Source organism: Streptomyces sp. 130, from assembly GCF_007096885.1.
GTDB lineage: Bacteria > Actinomycetota > Actinomycetes > Streptomycetales > Streptomycetaceae > Streptomyces.
In genome coordinates, this window is the sequence record NZ_VJNO01000063.1 from 1 (window position 1) to 22,247 (window position 22,247).

The window sequence follows — 22,247 nt, forward strand, 5'->3', positions numbered from 1 at the left end:
CGGGGCCGGAAGGCCGGGGCCGGGGCCGGAAGGCCGGGGCCGGGGCCGGAAGGCCGGGGCCGGAAGGCCGGGGCCGGGGCCGGAAGGCCGGGGCCGGGGCCGGAAGGCCGGGGCCGGGGCCGGAAGGCCGGGGCCGGAAGGCCGGGGCCGGAAGGCCGGGGCCGGGGCCGGAAGGCCGGGGCCGGAAGGCCGGGGCCGGGGCCGGGGGCCGGGGCCGGAAGGCCGGCGCCCGGGGGCCAGCACCCCGAAGGCCGGGCGCCCCGGGGCCGGGCGCCCCGGGGCCGGGCGCCCCGGGGCCCCGGGACGCTCTACAGGCTGACGCCCACCGTCACCGGTTCGTTGACCAGGGTGACGCCGAAGGCCGCGTGCACCCCGGCCACGACCTCGCGCGCCAGGGCTAGCAGGTCCTCCGTGGTCGCCGCGCCCCGGTTGGTGAGGGCGAGCGTGTGCTTGGTGGAGATGCGGGCGGGTCCGGTGCCGTAGCCCTTGGTGAAGCCGGCCCGGTCGATGAGCCAGGCGGCGGAGGTCTTGGTGCGGCCCTCACCGGCGGGGAAGGCAGGCGGCGTCACGTCGGGGCCGAGCCGGTCGGCGACGCGGCCCAGAAACGCGTCGAACTCGGCCTGTTCCAGGATCGGGTTGGTGAAGAAGGACCCGGCCGACCAGGTGTCATGGTCCTCGGGGTCGAGGACCATGCCCTTGCCGGCGCGCAGCCGGAGCACGGTTTCGCGGGCCTCGGCGGCGGGAACGCGGTCCCCCTCCTGGACGCCCATGGCCCGCGCGGTCTCCGGGTACTTCAAGGGCGCCGAGAGCCCGCCGGCCTCCTCCAGGGCGAAACGGACACGCAGCACCACGTACCGGTCGGGTTCAGCCTTGAAGCGGCTGTGCCGATAGGAGAACGCGCACTCGGAGTTGGGCAGGACGACCGTTTCCCGGGTGTGCCGGTCGTAGGCGACGACCTCCGTGATGGTGGCGGACACCTCCTGTCCGTACGCCCCCACGTTCTGGATCGGTGTCGCGCCCGCCGAGCCGGGGATGCCGGCCAGGCATTCGAGGCCCGCGAGACCGGCTTCCACGGTGCGGGTGACGGCGTCGGTCCAGACCTCGCCGGCGGCCAGTTCCAGGGAGCCGCCGTCCAGGACGAAGCCCTTGGTGGCGATCCGCAGGGCGGTGCCCTCGAAGCCCTTGTCGCCGATGACCAGGTTGCTGCCGCCGCCGATGATCAGGAGCGGGGTGCCGCTGTCGTCGGCCTCCCGCACGGCGTCGATCACCTCGGTGTCCGTGGTGGCCGTCAGGAGCCGGGTGGCGGGGCCGCCGAGCCGGAAGGTGGTCAGGGGGGCGAGGGGGGCGTCGTGGAGTTCCTGCACGGGGACAAGGGTACGGTCCGTGGCCCCGCCGTCTGGGCAGGGTCACGGACCGTGTGGTGTGTGCGGGGTGCGTCAGGCGGGTACGGAGACCGACTCCTCGGCGCGGGTCGCGGTCCCGGCCGAAACCGCGGCGGGCCCCTGCGTACCGGCGGCGCGGCGGCCGGGGATCAGCAGGGCGACGAGTGCGGCCAGGGCGACGACCCCGGAGCCGATCCAGAGGGCGGGCACGGTGCCGTCGGTGAAGGACCGCGCGGACTCCAGGCCGCCCTGCGCGGCGAAGACGGTGGTGAGCACGGCGACCCCGAGGGCGCCGCCCACCTCGCGGAGGGCGTTGTTGGCACCGGACGCGATGCCCTGGTCGCCGGGGCGGACGCTGGACATCACCAGGCTGGCGGCCGGCGCGAAGTACAGGGCCATCCCGACGCCGCCGATGATCAGCCCGGGCAGCTGCGAGACGTAGGAGGCGTCCGGGGCGACGACCAGGGCGAACAGGGTGAGGCCGACCGCCTGGAGGGCGAGCCCGGTCACGACCACCGGGCGCCCGCCGAACCGGTCGGAGAGCACCCCGGCGATGGGGGCGACGATCATCGGCATGCCGGTCCAGGGCAGCATCCGCAGCCCGGCCTCGGTGGGCGAGTAGCCCAGGACACTCTGGAAGTACTGGCTGAGCAGGAAGATCGCGCCGAACATGCCGAGGTACATCAGCATGCTGGCGATGTTGATCCCGAAGAACGCGCGGTCCCGGAAGAGCCGCATGGGGAGCATGGGCTTGCGGCTCCGGAAGCCGTGGCGGACGAAGGCGCCGAGGAGTGCGGTGCCGGCGATGAGGGAGGTCAGGACGGTCGGGCTGGTCCAGCCGTCGGTGTTGGCGTTGACCAGGCCGTAGACGATGCCGAAGAGACCGCCGCTGACGAGGAGCGTGCCGGGGACGTCGAGCCGTGCGCCGGGGGCGTACGACTCCGCGAGGCGGAAGCGGGCGAGCGGCAGCAGGAGCAGGCCGATCGGGACGTTGAGCCAGAAGATCCACTGCCAGGAGATGTGCTCGGTGAGGCTGCCGCCGATCAGCGGCCCGCCGGCCACCGCGAGGCCGGTCGCGGCGCCGAAGACGCCGAGCGCGGCGCCCCGGCGGGCGGGTTCCACGGCGGCCGTGAGGAGGGTGAGCGTGAGCGGCATCATGATCGCCGCACCGACGCCCTGGACGGCGCGGAAGGCGATGAGTTCGCCGATGCCGGGCGACAGGGCTGCCGCGGCGGACGCGCCGGTGAAGACGGTGAGACCGGCGAGGAAGAGCCGGCGGCGGCCGAAGCGGTCACCGAGGGCGGCGCCGAACATCAGCAGGACGGCGAAGGTGAGCGTGTAGGCGTTGACCGTCCACTCCAGCTCCTCCATCTCTCCGCCGAGGCTTTCGCGGATGGACGGCAGGGCGGTGGTGACGACGAGGTTGTCGAGTGCCGCCATGAAGCCGGCGACGCTGGTGATGACGAGGGCCCAGGCCGCTCCGGCGCGGCCTTTCGCTTGCTGGTTCACTGCTCCCCCTGAGGATTAGTTATTGATTACTAACTTTTCTGGGCAGAAAACCGGGCCGAGCCCGGGGTCGGACGCTTCAGGTGACCGGCCGGGCGGAGGCGTAGAACCCGGACCAGATCCGGTGCCCGGCCGGAAAGCCGAGCGAGATCAGCGTGTTGGCGAGCATGCCGTACGCCATGAAGGTCGTGGTGTCGTCGACGTCCGCACCGAGCGCGAGATTGACGGAGTCGAAGAGCTCCAGCCAGCCGGCCCGCACCGACTTGCCGAACTCGTGGTCACCGGCGGCCTCGGCGGCGGCGACGGCCGCGTACATCTGCATCTGCATGAGCAGCTTCTCGGGGTCGTCGGCGATCAGCTGCTGGTAGGCGCGGGCCATGGCGTGCAGTGCCTCTTCGCCCTCCAGTCCGTCGGCCGCCCCGACGAAGACCTCCCGGGTCTCCCGGAGGCAGCGCTCGGACGCCGCGAGGAACATCGCTTCCTTGTTGGGGAAGAGGCGGAAGAGATACGGCTGCGAGACACCCACCCGCTGAGCGATCACCGCGGTGGAGGTCGCGCTGTACCCACCGCGGGCGAACTCGGTGACCGCCGCGCGGATGACGCTCTCGCGCCGCTCTTCTGCACTCATCCTTGCCATGCCAGTAAATTAGTACTCAATCACTAACTTCGTCAAGCGGGTGCCGGACGGTGCCGCGAGCGGGGGTACGCGCAAGGGGATGCGTAAGGGCCTACGCGTAAGGGGCACGGCCCATGGGTCGTGCCCCTTACAACGCGTCGCCTCGTCCGTGCTCCCTAGGCGAGCCGGACCACGGCCCGGGACATCCCCAGGACCTTCTTGCCGTCGCTCATGACGGTCAGGTCCACGCGCACCCGCCGGTCGTCCAGCAGCGCGCCCACCTTGCCGCTGACCTCGATCCGCGCGCCCTCGTCGTCGTCCGGGACCACGACCGGCTTGGTGAAGCGCACCCCGTACTCGACCACCGCGCCCGGGTCGCCGGTCCAGTCCGTGACCACCCGGATCGCCTCGGCCATGGTGAACATCCCGTGCGCGATCACGTCGGGCAGCCCGACCTCGCGTGCGAAGCGCTCGTTCCAGTGGATCGGGTTGAAGTCGCCCGAGGCACCCGCGTAGCGCACGAGCGTCGCCCGGGTGACGGGGAACGACCGCACCGGCAGCTCCGTACCGACCTCGACGGACTCGTAGGTCACCTTCGCCGTCATCACGCCTCCTCGGCGGCGCGCGCCACCAGCTTCGTCCAGGCGGTCACGACCAGCTCGCCGGACTCGTCGTGCACATCACCGCGGACGTCCAGGATGTCGTTGCCCGCCATCGACTTCACGGCCTCGATGGTCGAGACGACCGACAGCCGGTCGCCGGCGCGCACGGGACGGACGTAGACGAACTTCTGGTCCCCGTGCACGACCCGGCTGTAGTCCAGACCGAGCTGGGGGTCCTCGATGACCTGACCGGCGGCCTTGAAGGTGATCGAGAACACGAAGGTCGGCGGCGCGATCACATCGGCGTGGCCGAGGGCCTTCGCGGCCTCGGGATCGGTGTACGCGGGGTGGGCGTCGCCCACGGCCTCGGCGAACTCGCGGATCTTCTCCCGTCCGACCTCGTACGGCGCGGTGGGCGGATAGGTCCGTCCCACGAAGGACTGGTCGAGCGCCATGAACTCGCAACCTCCTGGTGAATGAACGACTGGGCCGGCCTGTGGCGGCGTCCGGCACCATTCAACGCCACACCCGCCGCACAACGACACGAGGCCGCCCCCCGGAGGGGACGGCCTCGTGTACGAGCCTGATTCAGCGCGTTTCGCGGTGCGCGGTGTGCGAGTTGCAGCGCGGGCAGTGCTTCTTCATCTCAAGACGGTCCGGGTTGTTACGCCGGTTCTTCTTGGTGATGTAGTTCCGCTCCTTGCACTCCACGCAGGCCAGCGTGATCTTCGGGCGGACGTCGGTGGCAGCCACGTGAGTGCTCCTTGGACGGACGATGGACGGATGAACGCAGAAAAGAGTAGCCGATCGAAGGACCGACCCCACAATCGGCTACTTTTAGTAGCGGTGACCGGACTTGAACCGGTGACACAGCGATTATGAGCCGCTTGCTCTACCGACTGAGCTACACCGCTTTGATGACTGGGCCCCCCGCCGAAGCGGGGTTTCCGATCACCAGAGCCCCAATGCGGAATCGAACCGCAGACCTTCTCCTTACCATGGAGACGCTCTACCGACTGAGCTATTGGGGCGAGCGATGAAGACATTACACGCTCGGTCGCCGATCGCCCAAATCCGTTTCCCGTCGCCCGGCCGACCCGGGCTCGTACCCCGCTCCGGGCGCCCTCACACCGTTGATCAGCAAGGCCGCACCGGTACGACTATTCCGCTCCTCCTCCGGCCGGGCCGCGCCCGCCCCTAGGCTCTACTCACTCTGCGTGATCTTGCCCCCTTCCCAGGAGCGCGATGCCCGACAGCGAGCCGCGGCAGCCCGACGACCCCGCGGCCGACACCACCGACACCCCGGAGACCTCGGCCCTGACGCTCTGCGGTGCCCGTCTCACCGACGGCCGCGTCGTGGACGTACGGGTCTGCGGCGACCGCATCGAGGCCGTCGGCACCGCGGGCAGCCTCACCGCCCCCGGCGCCCGCCTCGACCTGCGCGGCCACCTCCTGCTCCCCGCGCCCGCCGAGCCGCACGCCCACGGCGACACCGCCCTCACCGCGGACGCCGCCGGACCCGCGTCCGAGCGGCCCGAGGACATCCGGCGGCGCGCCACCGAGGCGGCGCTGCTCCAGCTCGGCCACGGCGCGACGGCCCTGCGCTCACACGTGCGCATCGGCGACCTCCAGGGCCTGGCGGCGCTCGAAGCCGTCCTCCTGGCCCGGCGCTCGCTGTGCGGCCTGGCCGACCTGACCCCGGTCGCCGTCCCCCGGCTGCTCACCGGCGTCGCCGGGGCGGACAACCTGGCGATGCTCCGCGACGCGGTGAAGATGGGCGCCGGCGCGGTCGGCGGCCATCCCGACCTCGACCCGGACCCCTCCGGATACGTCGAGGCCGTCCTGGAGGTCGCCGCCGAGCACGGCTGCCCCGTGGACCTGCACACGGACGGCGACGACCCCGCCCGGCTGGCCCGGTTCGCCGCGCTGGCGGGCGGCATGCGCCAGGGGGTCACCATCGGCCCCTGCGCCGGCCTCGCCCGCCTCCCCACCGGCGTCGCCGCCCGGGCGGCCGGGCAGCTGGCGGCGGCCGGGGTGAGCGTCACCTGCCTCCCCCAGGGCGGCTGCCGCGGTACGGAACACCGGGGCGCCGCCCCCGTACGGCTGCTGCGCGAGGCCGGGGTGCGGGTCGCGGCGGGCAGCGGGGCCCTGCGCGATCCGGCCAACCCGGTGGGACGCGGCGATCCCCTGGAGGCGGCGTTCCTGCTGGCCTCGCAGGGCGGCCTGCGCCCCGAGCACGCCTACGCGGCGGTGTCCGTCGAGGCCCGGTACGTCATGGGGCTCCCCGAGCTCCGGGTCGAAGCGGGCTTCCCGGCCGAACTGCTCGCCGTACGCGGGGACGGGCTGGCCGGGGCGCTGTCGCTGGCGTACAGCCGGATCGTGGTGCACCGGGGGCGGGTGGTGGCCCGGACCAGCGCGGTGCGCGAGTACCACGACTCGGCGACCGCGCCCGGGGGGCCGGGTCTTCCCCGTCAGGGACGGCCGGAATCCACCGGCGGGCACTGAGCGTCGCGGCGCGCTCCGGCGTACCGTCGGTCGTATGCGCATTGTCATCGCAGGTGGACATGGACAGATCGCGCTGCGGCTGGAGCGGTTGCTCGCCGCGCGCGGGGACGAGGCGGCCGGCGTCATCCGCGACCCCGGGCAGAGCGACGACCTCAGAGCGGTGGGCGCCGAGCCCGTGGTGCTGGACCTGGAATCGGCCACGGTCGAGGAGGTCGCCGAGGTGCTGCGCGGCGCCGACGCGGCGGTCTTCGCGGCCGGCGCGGGCCCCAACAGCGGCACGGCCCGCAAGGACACCGTGGACCGCGGCGCGGCCGTGCTCTTCGCGGACGCGGCGGAACGGGCGGGGGTGCGGCGTTACCTCGTGGTCTCGTCCATGGGCGCCGACCCGGACCACGCCGGGGACGAGGTGTTCGACGTCTACCTGCGGGCCAAGGGCGCGGCGGACGCGGACGTACGCTCCCGTTCGGCCCTGGACTGGACGATCCTGCGCCCCGGGATGCTCACCAACGACGCCGGCACCGGCCAGGTCCTCCTCGCCGCCTCCACGGGCCGGGGCCCGGTCCCCCGCGACGACGTGGCGGCGGCCCTGGTCGAGCTCCTGGACACCCCGGCGACGGCGGGCCTGACCCTTGAGCTGATCTCGGGCAACGTGCCGTTGGCGGTCGCGGTGAAGGACATCGCGGGCAACTGACACGCACAACGAAGAAGGCCCCCGTTCGAAGAACGGGGGCCTTGCTTGTGGCGGCGCCAGGGTTCGAACCTGGGTAGGCTGAGCCGGCAGATTTACAGTCTGCTCCCTTTGGCCACTCGGGCACACCGCCAAGGGATGCCGCCTTCGAGTCCCGGTTTCCCGTGGTGCTCTCTGGCAACGACGTAAACAATACCTGATGACCGAGGGTGCTACGCCACCGGTTTGTTCGGAGGCCCGTGCGGCCCGGGGTGGCTAGGCTTTACGCGGCCGCTGCGCCAGGTACGCACTTTCCAGCACCCCCGATCCAAGGAGCCACACGTCATGGCCGACTCCAGTTTCGACATCGTCTCGAAGGTCGAGCGGCAGGAGGTCGACAACGCCCTCAACCAGGCCGCCAAGGAGATCTCCACCCGTTACGACTTCAAGGGCACGGACGCGTCGATCGCGTGGTCCGGCGAGAAGATCCTGATGCAGGCGAACGGCGAGGAGCGGGTCAAGGCCATCCTCGACATCTTCCAGTCCAAGCTGATCAAGCGTGGGATCTCGCTGAAGTCGCTGGACGCCGGTGAGCCGCAGCTGTCCGGCAAGGAGTACAAGCTGTTCGCCTCGATCCAGGAGGGCATCTCCCAGGAGAACGCCAAGAAGGTCGCGAAGATCATCCGCGACGAGGGACCCAAGGGCGTCAAGGCGCAGGTCCAGGGCGACGAGCTGCGGGTCACCTCGAAGAGCCGGGACGATCTGCAGGCCGTGCAGGCGCTGCTGAAGGCCCAGGACTTCGACTTCGACGTGCAGTTCGCGAACTACCGGTAGAACGTCGCGGTCCGGGTGCGGAAGCAGTTGTTCCGGGCCCGGACTGCATGTCCGAATACCGCCGGTCGCGGCGGTTCGGGCGCAGCAGACTGGTCCGTGGCGGCCGGCGTTCCGGCCGGTGGTGCGGACGAGGAGAGGGACCGGTCATGACCATCTACGCGACGGTCGAGAGCCCGCTGGGCGAACTGCTGCTGGTCGGCGAGCGCCTGCCGGGCGCGGCGGAGGCGGCCCTCGTCTCACTCTCCGTGCCCGGTCAGAAGGGCGGCACCGTCGTCCAGGACGGCTGGCTGTGCGCTCCCGAGGCGTTCGCGGGGGCCGCCGCCCAGCTGCGGGAGTACTTCGAGGGGCGCCGCACGCGCTTCGACCTGGTGTACGCCGAGGGGCGGGGCACCGAGTTCCAGCGGCGGGTCTGGGCGGCGCTGGACGCCGTTCCGTACGGCGAGACGGTCTCGTACGGGCAGATCGCCGCGCGCGTCGGCGCGAGCGGTGCCGGGGTGCGGGCGGTCGGCACCGCGATCGGGCGCAATCCGCTGCTGGTCGTACGGCCGTGCCACCGGGTGATCGGTGCGGACGGCGCGCTGCGCGGGTACGCGGGCGGGCTGGAGCGCAAGGAACGGCTGCTGGGGCTCGAAGGGGCCCTGGCGGGGCGTTGACGGGCCACCACTGATGGATCACCGCTGATGGACGGGCTCTTTCCCAGGTCGCGTGCCATCGTCGCGCCGGGGGCCGTGCATGTGCCCGACTGGCTGTCACCCGAGCGGCAGCGGGAGCTGGTGGCGGCGTGCCGGGAGTGGGCGCGGGGGCCCGTGCCGCTGCGGCACACGGCGTTGCCGGGCGGCGGGGTGATGTCGGTGCGGACGGTCTGCCTCGGGTGGCACTGGCAGCCGTACCGCTACTCACGTACCGCCGACGATGTGAACGGCGCTCGGGTGGCACCGTTCCCGGCCTGGCTCGCGGAGTTGGGGCGGGCGGCGGTGGCCGAGGCGTACGGGCCGGGAGGCGGCTCGGAGGCGTACGCGCCGGATGCCGCGCTGGTCAACTTCTACGACGGTACGGCCAGGATGGGCATGCACCGGGACGACGAGGAGCGGTCCGGGGCTCCCGTGGTCTCGCTCAGCATCGGGGACACGTGTGTCTTCCGGTTCGGCAACACCGAGGGCCGGGGCAGGCCGTGGACCGACGTGGAGCTGGCGTCCGGCGACCTGTTCGTGTTCGGCGGGCCGGCGCGCCGGGCGTTCCACGGGGTGCCGGTGGTCCGTCCCGGCACCGCCCCTCCCGGTACGGGGATGAGCGGCGGCCGGCTCAATGTGACGTTGCGTGAGACGGGGCTGGGCGGCTGACGTCAGCGGCGTTCGCGGGAGTTGCCGAAGAGCAGTCGGTAGGCGATCAGCAGGACCAGGGAGCCGCCGATGGCCGCGACCCAGGTCGCCGGGTCGAAGAAGTCCTTGGTGATCTCGCGGTCCAGGAAGCGCGACGATATCCAGCCACCGAGGAACGCGCCGACGATCCCTATGAGCGTCGTGCCCACCAGGCCGCCGGGGTCGCGCCCCGGCAGCAGGATCTTGGCGATGACGCCCGCGACGAGCCCGAGAATGATCCAGCCGATAATGGTCATGCGTGCGTACCTACCCGTCACTCGTTCCTGGAATCCAGGACGCGGGTGACGGGTGGGCGGTTGCCCGGCGGGGCTCCTACCAGCCGGCGAACTGCTCGTCGGTGCGCACGATCTCCTTGCCGAAGGGCATCAGGGACACCGGGATGAGCTTGAAGTTGGCGATGCCCAGGGGGATGCCGATGATCGTGACGCACAGGACGATGCCCGTGGTGATGTGACCGAGCGCCAGCCACCAGCCGGCGAGGACCAGCCAGAGCACGTTGCCCACGCAGGACGGCCCGCCCGCGTCCCGGCGGTCGACCACCCGGTACCCGAAGGGCCACAGGGCGTAGACGCCGATCCGGAAGGCGGCCAGGCCGAAGGGGATGCCGATGATCGTGATGCAGAGCAGGAGTCCCGCGAGCAGGTAGCCGAGGAACATCCAGAATCCGCAGAGGACCAGCCAAATGACGTTCAAAATGGTTTTCACGGGCGAGGACCTGCCATCTGCTCGAGTCGGGCGATGCGCTCCGCCATCGGCGGGTGGGTCGAGAACATCTTGGACATCCCCTGCCCCGCGCGGAAGGGGTTGGCGATCATCATGTGGCTCGCGGTCTCGATCCTGGGCTCCGGGGGCAGCGGGAGCTGCCGCGTCCCGGCCTCCAGCTTCCGCAGGGCGCCGGCGAGGGCCAGCGGGTCACCGGTGAGCCGGGCGCCCGAGGCGTCCGCCTCGTACTCCCGGGAACGGCTGACGGCCAGCTGGATGACGGACGCGGCGAGCGGACCCAGGATCATGATCAGCAGCATGCCGAGGAGGCCCGGGCCCTCGTCGTCGTTGGAGCGGCCGACCGGGATCAGCCAGGCGAAGTTGACCAGGAACATCACGACGGAGGCCAGTGCGCCGGCGACGGACGAGATGAGGATGTCCCGGTTGTAGACGTGGCTCAGCTCGTGGCCGAGGACGCCGCGCAGCTCCCGCTCGTCCAGCAGGCGCAGGATGCCCTCGGTGCAGCAGACCGCCGCGTTGCGCGGGTTGCGGCCGGTCGCGAAGGCGTTGGGGGCCTGGGTCGGGGAGATGTACAGCCGGGGCATGGGCTGGCGCGCCGATGTGGAGAGCTCGCGGACCATGCGGTAGAGCTGGGGCGCCTCGAATTCGCTCACGGGGCGGGCGCGCATGGCCCGCAGCGCCAGCTTGTCGCTGTTCCAGTACGCGTACGCGTTGGTGCCGATCGCCACCAGGAGGGCGACGATCAGCCCCGTGCGGCCGAAGAAGCCGCCGATGACGAGGATGAGTGCGGACAGGCCCCCGAGGAGTACGGCGGTTTTCAGCCCGTTGTGCCGGCGGTGCACGGTACGCCCTCCAAATCGTGCAGCAGGGGAGCCCTTGGCGGGTGGGGCCCCACCGCTCAGTGGAGCCTCCTGTACTGGTCAACGCCAGGCGGCGGGAGCGAGTTCCCCGGCGCGGACGGCCCGACGGCCCAGGCAGGCCCCGCCGTAGGCGTGGGGCCGGGCTCTGGGCCGTCCGGGTGGAGGTGTGCGGTGTGGCTCAGCGCTGGGCGGGGAGCTTCGCGAGCTCCAGGGCCTCGGGGTCGGGTTCGACCTCGCTGGTGCAGTGGGCGCAGCGGGAGGCGATGGCCGGGATCGGGGTGTAGCAGCGGGGGCAGTCGCGCAGGGCGGCCTTGATGTCGACGGGCTCGTCGGCCTTCTTGGTGAAGCGGTCCTGGACCTTGGCCATCGGCATGACGACGGCGAAGTAGAGGACCGACGCGGTGATGAGGAAGGCGATCGCGGCGGCGATGAAGAGGCCGTACGGGAAGTCCACGCCGTCGACCTTGAAGTGCGCCTTGCTGAAGTCGCCGGTGCCGCGCGTGATGATGCCGATGAGCGGCACGATGAAGGCGTTGCTGAACCCGGTGACGACTGCGGTGAACGCGGCTCCGACGGCGAGACCGACCGCCATGGAGATGACGTTTCCGCGCAGGATGAAGTCCTTGAACCCGCTCAGCACTGCTCTGACTCCTTGGGATGAGGTGAACGTCGTACGCGTTCCGAGGCCCCGACCCTGCCCTGCGCGGGTGGCCGGGGGCAAGCCGATCTTGACCTCAGTCGAACGGGTGAACGACGTCAGAAGAGGTTGACGGCGGCGAATCTCAGAACGGTCTGCGGGGCGCCCGACAGGACGACTCCGGCGGCGGCGGTGAGGACGATCGCGGCGGTCAGGGGCGCCGGGGCACGGTGCCGTACGGCGGGCGCGGCCTCTTCCCCGTCCGCGGGCGCGCGGAACAGGGCGGCCGTCCACCGCAGGTAGTAGTACAGCGCGACGACGACGTTGACGGCCATCACGACGGCGAGCCAGCCCAGGCCCGCGTCGACGGCGGCGGAGAACACCGTGACCTTGGCGAAGAGCCCGATGATGCCCGGCGGCAGCCCGGCCAGGCAGAGGAGGAAGAAGGCCAGCGCGAGGGCGGCCGAGGGCCGGGTGGCGTACAGGCCGCGGTAGTCGTCCAGGCGGTTCCCGGGGCGGGTACGGGCGACCAGGGCGGCCACCGCGAAGGCGCCGAGGTTCACGACGGCGTACATCAGGGCGTACGCGACGGTGGAGCCGATCCTGCGCTCGCCGGCGTACGCGGCGGCGGCGAGCGGGACGAGCAGGTACCCGGCCTGGGCGACGGAGGACCAGGCGAGCAGGCGTACGGCGCCGCGCGCGCGGGAAGCGCTCTGGCGCAGCGCGGCCACGTTGCCGACGGTCATCGTGAGCGCGGCCAGGACCGCGAGGGCGGGGCCCCACACGTCCGCGTACGCCGGGAAGGCGATCACGGTGACGAGGATGAGGCCGGTGAAGCCGACCGCCTTGCCGACGACCGAGAGGTAGGCGGCGATGGGCAGGGGGGCGCCGACGTACGTGTCGGGCACCCAGAAGTGGAAGGGCGCCGCGGCCGTCTTGAAGGCGAAGCCGACCAGGGTCAGCGCGACGCCCGCCCCGGCGAGGGTGGAGAGCCCGGGGTCGACGTGGCCGAGGCGGCCGGCCAGGTCGGTGAGGTGGAGCGTGCCGGTGGCCGCGTACACGAAGCTGACGCCGAGGAGCATCACGGCGGTGGCGGTCACGGAGGACAGGAAGAACTTCAGCGCGGCCTCGGAGGAGCGCCGGTCACCGCGCTTGATGCCGACGAGCGCGAACGCGGGCAGCGAGGCCACTTCGAGGGCGACGACCAGCGTGGCGAGGTCCCTGGAGGCGGGCAGCAGGGCGGCGCCCGCGGCGGACGACAGCAGCAGGAACCAGAACTCGCCGGCCGGGAGCCTGCGGGTGTCGCCGATCGAGAGCAGCGCGGTGAGCAGCGCGCCGCCGAGCACGAGGGCCTGGATGACCAGGGTGAAGTGGTCGGCGGTGTAGCTGCACGCGCGGCTGCCCGTGGTGAGGCAGAAGGTGGAGCGGTCGCCGTCGTGGAGCGGGACGATCAGGGCGAGCGCGGCGACGAGCCCGGCGACGGCCCCGTAGCCGAGGAGCGGTTTGCGGGCCTCGGTGACGAAGAGGTCGGCGACCAGGACGACGAGGGCGACGGCCGCGGCGGTGAGCGGGGGCGCGATGGCGAGCCAGTCGACGGACTGGACGAGGCTGGTGGCGCTCTCGGCCGCTGTGGTCACGACTTGCCTCCTGCGAGGAGCTTCTGCACGGCCGGGTCGGTGAGGCCGAGGAGGACGGCGGGCCACAGGCCGGCGAGGACGGTGAGGGCCGCGAGGGGGGTCCAGGCGGCGAATTCGTAGCTCTGGACGTCGGCGATCGCCCGGGGTTCCTCGCGGTTCGCGCCCATGCAGACGCGGCGGACCACGATCAGCAGGTAGGCGGCGGTGAGCAGGGTGCCGAACGCGGCGACGGACATGAACGTCAGGAAGGCGGGCCGGCTCAGCCCCTCGGCCGGGTCGAACGCGCCGAACAGGGCGAGCATCTCGCCCCAGAACCCGGCGAGCCCCGGCAGCCCGAGGGAGGCGACCGCGGCGAACGCGAGGAGGCCGCCGAGGCGGGGGGCGCGGCCGTAGAGGGCGGCGCCGGTGGCCCCGGCGAGGGTGTCCAGGTCGGCGGTGCCGTACCGGTCCTTGACGGCCCCGACCAGGAAGAACAGCAGGCCGGTGATGAGGCCGTGGGCGATGTTGGCGAAGAGCGCGCCGTTGACGCCGGTGGGGGTCATGCTCGCGATGCCGAGGAGCACGAAGCCCATGTGGCCGACGGAGGAGTACGCGATGAGCCGTTTCAGGTCGCCCTTGGCGCCGGGCCGGGCGAGGGCCAGGCAGGCGAGCGAGCCGTAGACGATCCCGGCGACGGCGAAGGCCGCGAGGTAGGGGGCGAAGGTGTGCGTCCCGTCCGGGGCGACCGGGAGCAGGATGCGGACGAACCCGTACGTGCCCATCTTCAGCAGGACGCCCGCGAGGAGCACGGAGCCGACGGTCGGGGCGGCGGTGTGGGCGTCGGGCAGCCAGCTGTGCAGCGGCCACATCGGGGTCTTCACGGCGAGCCCGACGCCGATCGCCAGAACGGCGGTGACCTGCACGGACGAGGTGAGCCCGCGGCCGTTGTCAGTGGCGAGTGCGACCATGTCGAAGGTGCCGCTCTTCAGTCCGATGAGGAGCAGGCCCAGCAGCATGACGACCGAGCCGAGCAGTGTGTAGAGGATGAATTTCCAGGCCGCGGCCTGCCTCCCCGCACCGCCCCATCGGGCGATCAGGAAGTACATCGGGATGAGGACCATCTCGAAGGCCAGGAAGAACAGGAGCAGGTCGAGGACGGCGAAGGTGGCGAGGGTGCCGGACTCCAGGAGGAGGACCAGCGCGACGAACGCCTTCGGGGAGGGGCCTTCGGGCAGCTTGAAGTAGCTGTAGAGCGCGCAGAGGAAGGTCAGCAGCGCGGTCAGTACGAGCAGGGGGAGCGAGATGCCGTCGATGCCGAGGTGGATGCGCACGTCCAGCGCCGGAATCCAGCTGATGTCCGTGGTGGCCTGCATCTTCGACGGGTGGTCGTGGTCGAAGCCGGCGGCCAGCACCAGGGTCGCCAGGAGGACGGCGCCGGTGACGGTCACGCCGTGGCGGAGCACGGCCTGGTCGGGGCTGCGGCCCTTCAGCCCGGGCGGGGCGGGGAACAGGGCGGCGACGGCCCCGATGAGCGGGCCGACGACGACGAACGCCAGAAGGAACTGCATCACGGATGCGCTGATATCGATCACGGCTCAGGACCCCGCGTTGTTGGCGTAGAGGACGGCGGCGACCGCCAGGACCAGGGAACCGGCCAGCAGTGCGCCGAGGTAGGTCTGCACGTTGCCGGTCTGGGCACGGCGGACGGCCGTGCCGAGCAGGCGTGCGCCGGTGGCGGAGCCGCGTACGTAGGTCTCGACGACCTCGCGGTCCAGGAAGCGGACGAGGCGGGCCGCGGCCTGGACGGGGCGGACGAACAGCGCCGCGTACAGGACGTCGAGGTGGAAGCCGGTGGCCGCGTGGCGGTGGAGCGGGCCGAGCAGCAGGCGTCCGGGGTCGGCGGGGTCGGGGGCGTCCCCGGCCGGGCCGTAGGCGGCGGTGCGGGCCTCGATGGCCTCGATCTCCACGAGCGCCGGCTCCGCGTCCGGGCGGGCGACGACCGAGCCCAGGGGGACGCGGGCGGCGAACGCGGTGGTGTGGCGCCAGGCCCCGTAGGTGACCAGTCCGCCGACGAGGCCGACGCCGGTGGACAGGACGGCGGTGGTCAGCGAGGGGGTGAGGCGGTGGCCGTCGAACCAGTCGCCGATCGCGCCGACGCTCAGCCCGAGGGCGATGGTCGGGACGGTCAGGACCCAGAGGACGGCCGTCATGGCGGCGGGCTGGCTGCCGTGGTCGGGGGCCTCGGCGCCGCGGCCCCGGAAGGCGAGGAGCCAGAGCCGGGTGGCGTAGGCGGCGGTGAGCACGGCGGCCAGCAGCCCGGCGACGAGGACCGTCCAGCCGGCGGCGGCCGGGGCGACGTGCCGGTCGCCGAGCGCGGTGTGCTCGGCGGCGACGAGGACGGCTTCCTTGGAGAAGAAGCCGGCGAACGGGGGGATGGCGGCGAGCGCGAGCAGCGCGACGGTCATCGTCCAGTAGGCGTCCGGGACGCGGCGGGCGAGGCCGCTCATCCGGGACATGGCGGCCAGTGAGTTGGTGCCGGCGGCGTGGATGACGACGCCGGCCGCGAGGAAGAGGACGGCCTTGAAGGCACCGTGCGAGACGAGGTGGAAGACGGCGGCCCCCCGGGCGCCGACGGCCAGGGCGCCCGACATGTAGCCGAGCTGCCCGATGGTCGAGTAGGCGAGGACGCGCTTGATGTCGTCCTGGGCGAGCGCGGCGAGCCCGGACCCGATCATCGTGACGGCCGCCATCACGGCGAGGACGACCAGCGCCGCGCCGGACGCGGCGAAGACGGGAAGGAGGCGGGCGACGAAGTAGACGCCGGCGGCGACCATCGTCGCCGCGTGGATCAGCGCCGAGACGGGGGTGGGGCCGGCCATGGCGTCGGGCAGCCAGGTGTGCAGGGGGAACTGCGCGGACTTGCCCGCGACCCCGGCCAGGAGGAGGAGCGCGATGAGCGTGGGGTGATCGAGGCCGCCGTGGGCGACGGCGCCCAGGATGCGGGTGATCCGGAAGGAGCCGGTGTCGGCGGCGAGCGCGAACAGGCCGATGAGGAAGGGGACGTCGCCCAGCTTGGTGACGAGGAACGCCTTCAGGGACGCGGCGCGCGCCTCGGGGGTCTCCCAGTAGTGGCCGACCAGGAAGTACGAGCAGATGCCCATGACCTCCCAGCCGACCAGCAGCACCATCAGGTCGCCGGAGTAGACGACGAGCAGCATCGCGGAGGTGAAGAGGGAGACCAGCGCCGCGTACGAGGGGTAGCGGGGGTCGTCGCGCAGATACGCGGTCGAGTAGATCTGCACGCAGCTCGCGACGAGCGCGACCAGCACGGCGACGAGGACGGCGAAGCCGTCGAGGTGCAGCGCGAGGTCGATGGGGACGGAGCCGGTGGGGGTGAGCTGGGTCGCCGCGTCGATGGCCCGGCCGCCGCCCTGGCGGGCGGCGACGGTCGCGGCGAGGACGAGCGAGACGAGGGAGGGCAGCACGGCGAGCGGGCGCACGTACTCGGGCGCGGTGCGGCCGATGAGCAGACCGGCCGCCGCGCCCAGGAACGGGAGGAGGGGGACGAGGACGGCGAGGGTCGTGGTGGTCACGGGGTGGCCTCTGCCTTCTTTGCCTTCCCTGCCGCAGCAGTGGCCTGGTCTTCGGGGTGGGTGGCGGCGCCGGCCGGGGCGTCGTCCTCGTCGTCGCCGGCCGGGACGGTCTCGGCCTCGTCGGTCTCGGCGGTGTCGCGGAGGCGGTCGACCGCGGAGCTGCCCCGGTTGCGGTACACGGCGAGGACGATCGCCAGGCCGATGCCGATCTCCGCCGCCGCGATGGCGATGGTGAACAGGGTGAGGGCCTGGCCGGAGTGCAGGCGGTCGCGGAGCCAGACGTCGAACGCGACCAGGTTGAGGTTGACGGCGTTGAGCATCAGCTCGACGGACATCAGGACGAGGATCGCGTTGCGGCGGGCGAGGACTCCGTAGAGCCCGGTGCAGAAGAGGAGGGCGGCGAGCACCGCGGGATAGGCGAGGTGCATCAGCGCGCGTCCTCTCGGGGCGGGGTGGCGCCGGCCCGGTCCGCTGCCCGGCCGCCCTTGCGGGAGAGGACGATCGCGCCGACCAGGGCGGCGAGCAGCAGGACGGAGAGCGCTTCGAAGGGGAGCACCCAGTTGCGGAAGAGGAAGGAGCCGGTGACCTTCGTGGAGCCCTGGGCGGGCCCGTCCAGCTCGATCCACGTCGTGCGGAAGGCGTCCACGACGACCCAGACCAGGGCGCCCGCCGAGGCGACCGCCACCGCGAGCGCCGGCCACCGGTTCTCCGAGTCGGCGTCCGGGGAGCGGCCGATCGGGGCCCTGGTGAGCATCAGGCCGAACAGGAGGAGGACGACGACGGAGCCCACGTAGATCAGGACCTGCACCCAGGCGATGAACTCCGCCGTGAGCAGGAGGTACTCGACGGCGAGACCGCCGAGCGCCACGATCAGCCAGAGGGCGGCGTGCACCAGCTGTCTGGTCGTGACGGTCACCAGGGCGGCGCCGAGGGTGGCGATGCCGACGAGGACGAAGGCGATCTCCACGCCGGTCGGGGAGAGGAAGCCGGGGGCCGCCGAGGCGGTCGCGGTGGCGCCGGTGGCGCCGAGGGCGGTGATCACTCGTCGCCCTCCCGTGCCGTGTCGTCCTGCGCCTGCCGGGCCGCTTCCGCCTCCTGCTGGGCGCGGAGCTTGTCGGCCGTCTTGCGGGCCGCGGCGAGCTCCTTCGGTTCCTCGGCGCGCGGGTCGAGCGCGGGCGGTTCCGGGACCGTCCACATCCAGTCGCGCAGCTTGTCGCGCTCATGGGTGAGGTCCAGGATGTCCGTTTCCGCGTACTCGAACTCCGGCGACCAGAACAGCGCGTCGAACGGGCACACCTCGATGCAGATGCCGCAGTACATGCAGAGCGAGAAGTCGATCGCGAAGCGGTCGAGCACGTTGCGGCTGCGTTCCCGGCCGCCCGGGGCCGCGGGGGGCACCGTCTCCTTGTGGGAGTCGATGTAGATGCACCAGTCGGGGCACTCGCGGGCGCACAGCATGCAGACCGTGCAGTTCTCCTCGAACAGCGCGATGACGCCGCGCGAGCGGGGCGGCAGTTCGGGCTGCGTGTCCGGGTACTGGGCGGTGACGGTCTTCTTCGTCATCGTCCGCAGGGTGACGGCGAGGCCCTTGGCCAGACCTGAGCCGGGGATCGGGGGCACTAGTTGATCGCCACCTTCACGATGCCGGTGAGCGCGATCTGCGCGAGAGCGAGCGGGATGAGGGTCGTCCAGGCGAGCTTCTGCAGCTGGTCCTCGCGCAGGCGCGGGTAGCTCACGCGCAGCCAGATCACGACGAAGGCGAGGATGCCGGTCTTCAGCAGGGTCCAGACCCAGCCGAGTCCGTCGGCGCCCAGCGGGCCGTGCCAGCCGCCGAGGAACAGCACGGTGGTCAGCCCGCAGAGCACGACGATGCCGGCGTACTCGGCGAGCAGGAAGAGCGCGAAGCGGAGGCCGGTGTACTCGGTGTACGCGCCGAAGATGATCTCCGAGTCGGCGACCGGCATGTCGAACGGGGGGCGCTGGAGTTCGGCGAGCCCGGCCACGAAGAAGACCAGGGCGCCGATGATCTGCCAGGGCAGCCACCACCACTCGAACGCGTCGAGGATGCCGGGCAGCGAGACCGTGCCCGCCGCCATCGCCACCGAGGCGGCGGCGAGCAGCATCGGCAGCTCGTACGCGAGGAGTTGCGCGGCGGTGCGCAGGCCCCCGAGCAGGGAGAACTTGTTGGCCGACGCCCAGCCGGCCATGAGCGAGCCGAGTACGCCCACGCCCATCACCGCGAGCACGAAGAAGATGCCCGCGTCGACGGCCTGGCCGACCGCGCCCTCTCCGGGGCCGACCGGGATCGCGACCAGGACGAGCAGGTACGGGAGGAGGGCCACGGCAGGCGCCAGGCGGAAGACCTTGCGGTCGGCGCCTTCGGGGACGACGTCCTCCTTCTGGGCGAACTTGACGCCGTCGGCGACGAGCTGGGCCCAGCCGTGGAAGCCGCCCGCGTACATGGGGCCGAGGCGGCCCTGCATGTGGGCCATGACCTTGTGTTCGGTCTGGCCCACGACCAGCGGGAGGACCATGAAGACGGCGAAGACGATGACGATGCGGAGGGCGACGTCCAGGGCGTCGTTCACTCGGGATCGCCTCCGTTGTCGGGGGTGGGGTTGTCGGGCCGGGCCGGGGGCCGGGTGTCCGGCGCGTCGCGCCACGGGGCGTCGGCCGCCGGAGGCGTGCCCGTCGCCCGCTGGCTCGCCGAGCCCTGGGAGGCGCTGCGGCTGCGGCGCGGGCGGGGTGCGGGGGTCTCCGCCGCAGTGCCCGGCGTCGCCTCGCCCGCCGTGCGGGTGCGCCTCGCCGGGCGCGCGGGGGCCGCGGGGAGCTGGCCCTTCAACGGGCCCCACTCGTTCGGGTCCGGGACGCCGGGCGGGAGCATCGTGCGGCGCTTCGGGCCGCCGTGGTCCGACTCGCCCGGTTCCTTCGCGCCCGGCCACGCCTTCGCCACGCGGGCGGCCAGCACGAAGTCCTTCCGGAGGGGGTGCCCCTCGAAGTTCTCGGGGAGGAGGAGGGGGACGAGGTTGGGGTGGTCCTCGAAGGCGACGCCGAACATCTCGTGCGTCTCGCGTTCGTGCCAGGCGGCCCCCGCGTACACACCGGTCGCCGTCGGCAGGGACGGGGCCTCGTGCGGCACCGTGGTCCTGAGCAGCAACCGCCGTACCCCCGACCCGGCGGACGGCAGCGCCGCCACGTGCGCGCACACCCGGAAGCCCGTGCCCGGCTCGTCCACCGCGCTCAGCCAGTCGAAGTACGTGCAGCCGAGGGCGGAGCGGGCGGTTTCCAGGGCGGTGATCCACGCGGCGGGCGGGACGTCGACCGTCAGCAGGTCGTACGCCTGCTCGGCGGTGGCGTCCTCGCCGAAGATCTCGGTGACGGCGTCCGGGAGGCGGTCGAAGGAGGCGGTCACGTGTCCTCCCCCGCGGCCGGAGGCGGTGTCACCAGGCCGCTGCGCAGCGCCGCCGTCGACGGGCGGGCGCCCGCCGCGTCCGCGTAGCGCTCGCCCAGCGACTCGCGCGCGATCTTCTCCTGGAGCTTCAGGATGCCCTGGAGCAGCGCCTCGGGCCGCGGCGGGCAGCCGGGGACGTAGACGTCGACGGGGATGATCTGGTCGACGCCCTTGGTGACGGAGTACGAGTCCCAGTACGGGCCGCCGCAGTTGGAGCAGGCACCGAAGGAGATGACGTACTTGGGCTCGGGCATCTGCTCGTACAGGCGCCTGACCGCCGGCGCCATCTTGTCCGTCACCGTGCCGGAGACGATCATGAGGTCGGCCTGGCGCGGGCCCGGCGCGAAGGGGATCACGCCGAGCCGGATGAAGTCGTGGCGCGCCATGGAGGCGGCGATGAATTCGATGGCGCAGCAGGCGAGTCCGAAGTTGAAGACCCAGAGGCTGTAGCGGCGGCCCCAGTTGAGGACCACCTTCATCGGTTCCGGTGCGAGCCGGGACAGGACGCCCAGGCGCTTCGGTTCCGGGAGGAACGTGGGTACGGCGGCGGGTTCGTCCCCCGCCCCGGCCGGCGACGGGCTCGTCACGTCCATTCGAGGACGCCCTTCTTCCATGCGTAGAGCAGTCCCACGGCCAGGAAACCGAGGAAGATGAACATTTCCACCAGCGTGGTCGCGCCGTAGCCCGGCGCCGCGAAGACCGTCGCCCAGGGGAAGAGGAAGATCGAGTCGACGGCGAAGATCACGTAGAGGAAGGCGTACACGTAGTAGCGGACCTGGGTGTGTGCCCAGCCCTCCCCCACCGGGTCCACGCCGCATTCGTAGGTGAGCAGTTTCTCCGGCGTCGGGACCACCGGCCGCAGCAGCCGGCCCGCGCCGAAGGCGACGGCGACGAACAGGACGCCCACCAGGGCGAGGAGTCCGACCACCGAATAGCTGTGGAAGTAGTCCGACGACGCGAGCACCGTCCGCGCCGGTGTCGATGCCGCACCGGGAAGACCCGTCACGTCCGCCCTCGCTCCCTAGCCCCGTCCCACGATCTGTACGCACGGGAGTCTAGGCCCTGTAAAGGAGGGGTAAGCAGTTGCGTCCGGCAACGGACGGGGAACGGCAGCGGCACGGGTGGGGCGCACGGGTGGGGATATCCCTACCTCACCTCACCCACGAACCCCATGGCATCCGCCTCGCACGCCCGGCAGGCTTGTCATATGACCATGAGCCCCCAGGTGCCCGCCCACGACGGGCCGCCTCCCGTCCGCTTCGCCTTCGGCCGGTGGACCTGGAAGGAGGTCGCGCACCTCCTTGCCAACCTGCCGATGGCGATCATCGGATTCGTCTACACCGTGGTGATGATCGCGATCGGCGTGGGTCTCGCGGTCACCGTCGTCGGCCTGCCGCTGCTGGCCGCCGGGCTCCAGGGTTCCCGGCTGATCGGCCGGTTCGAGCGGGCCCGTGCCCGCAGGCTCCTGGGCGTCCGGGTCGAGGAGCCGAGCCCGGCGGCCCTGGGACGGGAGGGCGACGGGTTCTTCGCGTGGCTGTGGACCGGCCTGCGCGACCCGGTCGCCTGGCGGGCGGCCCTGTACTCGTTCGTACGGCTGCCGTGGGGCATCCTCACCTTCGTCGTGACGCTCGTCTGCCTCGTCGTGTGGCCGGCGCTCCCCTTCGCGGCGCGGCTGATGGGCAACGCGGACCGGGGCATGGTGCGCGGGCTGCTCTCCCCCTCCGACGACCTGGAGCGCCGCATCGCCGAGCTGGAGTCGGACCGGGGTGTCGTCGTGGACACCGCCGCCGCCGACCTCCGCCGCATCGAGCGCGATCTCCACGACGGGGCCCAGGCCCGCCTGGTCGCCCTCGCCATGGACCTCGGCCTCGCCAAG

At 72.2% G+C, this 22,247-nt stretch carries 26 protein-coding genes and 3 tRNA genes; 6 read left to right on the forward strand and 23 right to left on the reverse strand.

Going from position 1 to position 22,247, the window contains the following annotated elements; genetic code table 11:
- Positions 1-308 precede the first annotated feature (308 nt).
- From FKN01_RS31040 to FKN01_RS31075, 8 genes are all read right to left on the reverse strand, one after another.
- A complete protein-coding gene (locus FKN01_RS31040; RefSeq protein WP_143625992.1) occupies positions 309-1,364 on the reverse strand; it encodes a UDP-N-acetylmuramate dehydrogenase in 1,056 nt (351 codons plus the stop codon).
- 72 nt (positions 1,365-1,436) lie between these two features.
- On the reverse strand, positions 1,437-2,891 hold the full coding sequence (locus FKN01_RS31045) for a DHA2 family efflux MFS transporter permease subunit (protein ID WP_143625993.1): 1,455 nt from the start codon (positions 2,889-2,891) through the stop codon (positions 1,437-1,439).
- Between the two features lie 76 nt (positions 2,892-2,967).
- Positions 2,968-3,516 carry a TetR/AcrR family transcriptional regulator gene (locus tag FKN01_RS31050; protein WP_143625994.1) on the reverse strand — a complete coding sequence of 183 codons (549 nt, stop codon included), beginning with the start codon at positions 3,514-3,516 and terminating at the stop codon, positions 2,968-2,970.
- 164 nt (positions 3,517-3,680) lie between these two features.
- Positions 3,681-4,109, reverse strand: a complete 429-nt coding sequence (locus FKN01_RS31055; RefSeq protein ID WP_143625995.1) for a MaoC family dehydratase — start codon at positions 4,107-4,109, stop codon at positions 3,681-3,683.
- Positions 4,109-4,561 (reverse strand): MaoC family dehydratase N-terminal domain-containing protein, encoded by a 453-nt coding sequence (locus FKN01_RS31060; RefSeq protein WP_018101272.1) that lies wholly within the window; start codon positions 4,559-4,561, stop codon positions 4,109-4,111. Before FKN01_RS31060 ends, FKN01_RS31055 begins: the two co-directional genes overlap by 1 nt.
- A 133-nt stretch (positions 4,562-4,694) precedes the next feature.
- Positions 4,695-4,859, reverse strand: a complete 165-nt coding sequence (gene rpmG, locus FKN01_RS31065) for a 50S ribosomal protein L33 (RefSeq protein WP_003956487.1) — start codon at positions 4,857-4,859, stop codon at positions 4,695-4,697.
- 88 nt (positions 4,860-4,947) lie between these two features.
- A tRNA-Met gene (locus FKN01_RS31070) sits at positions 4,948-5,020 on the reverse strand.
- A gap of 44 nt (positions 5,021-5,064) precedes the next feature.
- Positions 5,065-5,137: transfer RNA gene (locus FKN01_RS31075), tRNA-Thr, on the reverse strand.
- A gap of 214 nt (positions 5,138-5,351) precedes the next feature.
- Here FKN01_RS31075 and FKN01_RS31080 point away from each other — a divergent pair.
- Positions 5,352-6,611 (forward strand): amidohydrolase family protein, encoded by a 1,260-nt coding sequence (locus FKN01_RS31080; RefSeq protein WP_143625996.1) that lies wholly within the window; start codon positions 5,352-5,354, stop codon positions 6,609-6,611.
- A 34-nt stretch (positions 6,612-6,645) separates the two neighbouring features.
- Entirely contained in the window at positions 6,646-7,302 is a 657-nt protein-coding gene (locus FKN01_RS31085; protein WP_143625997.1) for an SDR family oxidoreductase, read from the forward strand.
- 48 nt (positions 7,303-7,350) lie between these two features.
- On the opposite strand, the gene FKN01_RS31090 is transcribed toward FKN01_RS31085, so the two are convergent.
- A tRNA-Tyr gene (locus FKN01_RS31090) sits at positions 7,351-7,432 on the reverse strand.
- 191 nt (positions 7,433-7,623) lie between these two features.
- Here FKN01_RS31090 and FKN01_RS31095 point away from each other — a divergent pair.
- From FKN01_RS31095 to FKN01_RS31105, 3 genes are all read left to right on the forward strand, one after another.
- A complete protein-coding gene (locus tag FKN01_RS31095) occupies positions 7,624-8,112 on the forward strand; it encodes a YajQ family cyclic di-GMP-binding protein (protein WP_143625998.1) in 489 nt (162 codons plus the stop codon).
- A gap of 146 nt (positions 8,113-8,258) precedes the next feature.
- Positions 8,259-8,765: a methylated-DNA--[protein]-cysteine S-methyltransferase gene (locus FKN01_RS31100; protein WP_143625999.1), complete on the forward strand. Its 507-nt coding sequence runs from the start codon at positions 8,259-8,261 to the stop codon at positions 8,763-8,765.
- Positions 8,766-8,792: 27 nt separating this feature from the next.
- Positions 8,793-9,452: an alpha-ketoglutarate-dependent dioxygenase AlkB gene (locus FKN01_RS31105; RefSeq protein ID WP_143626000.1), complete on the forward strand. Its 660-nt coding sequence runs from the start codon at positions 8,793-8,795 to the stop codon at positions 9,450-9,452.
- 2 nt (positions 9,453-9,454) lie between these two features.
- Here the strand turns inward: FKN01_RS31105 and FKN01_RS31110 are convergent, their stop codons facing one another.
- The 14 genes from FKN01_RS31110 to FKN01_RS31175 form a co-directional block, all read right to left on the reverse strand.
- On the reverse strand, positions 9,455-9,727 hold the full coding sequence (locus FKN01_RS31110; protein WP_143626001.1) for a GlsB/YeaQ/YmgE family stress response membrane protein: 273 nt from the start codon (positions 9,725-9,727) through the stop codon (positions 9,455-9,457).
- A gap of 76 nt (positions 9,728-9,803) precedes the next feature.
- Positions 9,804-10,196 (reverse strand): YccF domain-containing protein, encoded by a 393-nt coding sequence (locus FKN01_RS31115; RefSeq protein WP_143626002.1) that lies wholly within the window; start codon positions 10,194-10,196, stop codon positions 9,804-9,806.
- Positions 10,193-11,056 carry a zinc metalloprotease HtpX gene (gene htpX / locus FKN01_RS31120; RefSeq protein ID WP_143626003.1) on the reverse strand — a complete coding sequence of 288 codons (864 nt, stop codon included), beginning with the start codon at positions 11,054-11,056 and terminating at the stop codon, positions 10,193-10,195. Before htpX ends, FKN01_RS31115 begins: the two co-directional genes overlap by 4 nt.
- Positions 11,057-11,252: 196 nt before the next feature.
- Complete coding sequence (gene mscL, locus FKN01_RS31125) at positions 11,253-11,714, reverse strand: large conductance mechanosensitive channel protein MscL (RefSeq protein WP_143626004.1); 462 nt, start codon at positions 11,712-11,714, stop codon at positions 11,253-11,255.
- Positions 11,715-11,830: 116 nt separating this feature from the next.
- Complete coding sequence (locus tag FKN01_RS31130) at positions 11,831-13,348, reverse strand: NADH-quinone oxidoreductase subunit N (RefSeq protein ID WP_143626005.1); 1,518 nt, start codon at positions 13,346-13,348, stop codon at positions 11,831-11,833.
- Positions 13,345-14,895 (reverse strand): NuoM family protein, encoded by a 1,551-nt coding sequence (locus FKN01_RS31135; protein ID WP_143626012.1) that lies wholly within the window; start codon positions 14,893-14,895, stop codon positions 13,345-13,347. Before FKN01_RS31135 ends, FKN01_RS31130 begins: the two co-directional genes overlap by 4 nt.
- Positions 14,896-14,922: 27 nt before the next feature.
- Positions 14,923-16,920 (reverse strand): NADH-quinone oxidoreductase subunit L, encoded by a 1,998-nt coding sequence (locus tag FKN01_RS31140; protein ID WP_143626006.1) that lies wholly within the window; start codon positions 16,918-16,920, stop codon positions 14,923-14,925.
- Positions 16,917-17,348 (reverse strand): NADH-quinone oxidoreductase subunit NuoK, encoded by a 432-nt coding sequence (gene nuoK, locus FKN01_RS31145; protein ID WP_143626007.1) that lies wholly within the window; start codon positions 17,346-17,348, stop codon positions 16,917-16,919. Before nuoK ends, FKN01_RS31140 begins: the two co-directional genes overlap by 4 nt.
- Positions 17,348-17,959, reverse strand: coding sequence for an NADH-quinone oxidoreductase subunit J (locus FKN01_RS31150; RefSeq protein WP_143626013.1), 612 nt, complete (start codon positions 17,957-17,959; stop codon positions 17,348-17,350). The genes nuoK and FKN01_RS31150 overlap by 1 nt, the downstream gene beginning before the upstream one ends.
- Positions 17,959-18,540 (reverse strand): NADH-quinone oxidoreductase subunit I, encoded by a 582-nt coding sequence (locus tag FKN01_RS31155; protein ID WP_143626008.1) that lies wholly within the window; start codon positions 18,538-18,540, stop codon positions 17,959-17,961. The genes FKN01_RS31150 and FKN01_RS31155 overlap by 1 nt, the downstream gene beginning before the upstream one ends.
- Positions 18,540-19,508 carry a complex I subunit 1 family protein gene (locus FKN01_RS31160; RefSeq protein WP_143626009.1) on the reverse strand — a complete coding sequence of 323 codons (969 nt, stop codon included), beginning with the start codon at positions 19,506-19,508 and terminating at the stop codon, positions 18,540-18,542. Before FKN01_RS31160 ends, FKN01_RS31155 begins: the two co-directional genes overlap by 1 nt.
- Positions 19,505-20,332, reverse strand: a complete 828-nt coding sequence (locus FKN01_RS31165; protein ID WP_143626010.1) for an NADH-quinone oxidoreductase subunit C — start codon at positions 20,330-20,332, stop codon at positions 19,505-19,507. The genes FKN01_RS31160 and FKN01_RS31165 overlap by 4 nt, the downstream gene beginning before the upstream one ends.
- Positions 20,329-20,964: an NADH-quinone oxidoreductase subunit B gene (locus tag FKN01_RS31170; protein ID WP_143626011.1), complete on the reverse strand. Its 636-nt coding sequence runs from the start codon at positions 20,962-20,964 to the stop codon at positions 20,329-20,331. Before FKN01_RS31170 ends, FKN01_RS31165 begins: the two co-directional genes overlap by 4 nt.
- Positions 20,955-21,377, reverse strand: a complete 423-nt coding sequence (locus FKN01_RS31175; RefSeq protein ID WP_376455720.1) for an NADH-quinone oxidoreductase subunit A — start codon at positions 21,375-21,377, stop codon at positions 20,955-20,957. The genes FKN01_RS31170 and FKN01_RS31175 overlap by 10 nt, the downstream gene beginning before the upstream one ends.
- A gap of 201 nt (positions 21,378-21,578) precedes the next feature.
- Between FKN01_RS31175 and FKN01_RS31180 the strand changes: the two genes are divergently transcribed.
- The coding region (locus tag FKN01_RS31180) for a sensor histidine kinase (protein ID WP_185993063.1) at positions 21,579-22,247 on the forward strand (669 nt) is incomplete at its 3' end.

Coding starts and splice junctions, on each gene's coding strand:
- FKN01_RS31135 (WP_143626012.1), bottom strand. CDS start 14,895: ATGCAGTTCCTTCTGGCGTTCGTCGTCGTCGGCCCGCTCATCGGGGCC.
- FKN01_RS31055 (WP_143625995.1), bottom strand. CDS start 4,109: ATGACGGCGAAGGTGACCTACGAGTCCGTCGAGGTCGGTACGGAGCTG.
- FKN01_RS31100 (WP_143625999.1), top strand. CDS start 8,259: ATGACCATCTACGCGACGGTCGAGAGCCCGCTGGGCGAACTGCTGCTG.
- nuoK (WP_143626007.1), bottom strand. CDS start 17,348: ATGCACCTCGCCTATCCCGCGGTGCTCGCCGCCCTCCTCTTCTGCACC.
- FKN01_RS31050 (WP_143625994.1), bottom strand. CDS start 3,516: ATGAGTGCAGAAGAGCGGCGCGAGAGCGTCATCCGCGCGGCGGTCACC.
- FKN01_RS31170 (WP_143626011.1), bottom strand. CDS start 20,964: ATGGACGTGACGAGCCCGTCGCCGGCCGGGGCGGGGGACGAACCCGCC.
- FKN01_RS31085 (WP_143625997.1), top strand. CDS start 6,646: ATGCGCATTGTCATCGCAGGTGGACATGGACAGATCGCGCTGCGGCTG.
- FKN01_RS31095 (WP_143625998.1), top strand. CDS start 7,624: ATGGCCGACTCCAGTTTCGACATCGTCTCGAAGGTCGAGCGGCAGGAG.
- FKN01_RS31060 (WP_018101272.1), bottom strand. CDS start 4,561: ATGGCGCTCGACCAGTCCTTCGTGGGACGGACCTATCCGCCCACCGCG.
- FKN01_RS31105 (WP_143626000.1), top strand. CDS start 8,793: ATGGACGGGCTCTTTCCCAGGTCGCGTGCCATCGTCGCGCCGGGGGCC.
- FKN01_RS31110 (WP_143626001.1), bottom strand. CDS start 9,727: ATGACCATTATCGGCTGGATCATTCTCGGGCTCGTCGCGGGCGTCATC.
- FKN01_RS31080 (WP_143625996.1), top strand. CDS start 5,352: ATGCCCGACAGCGAGCCGCGGCAGCCCGACGACCCCGCGGCCGACACC.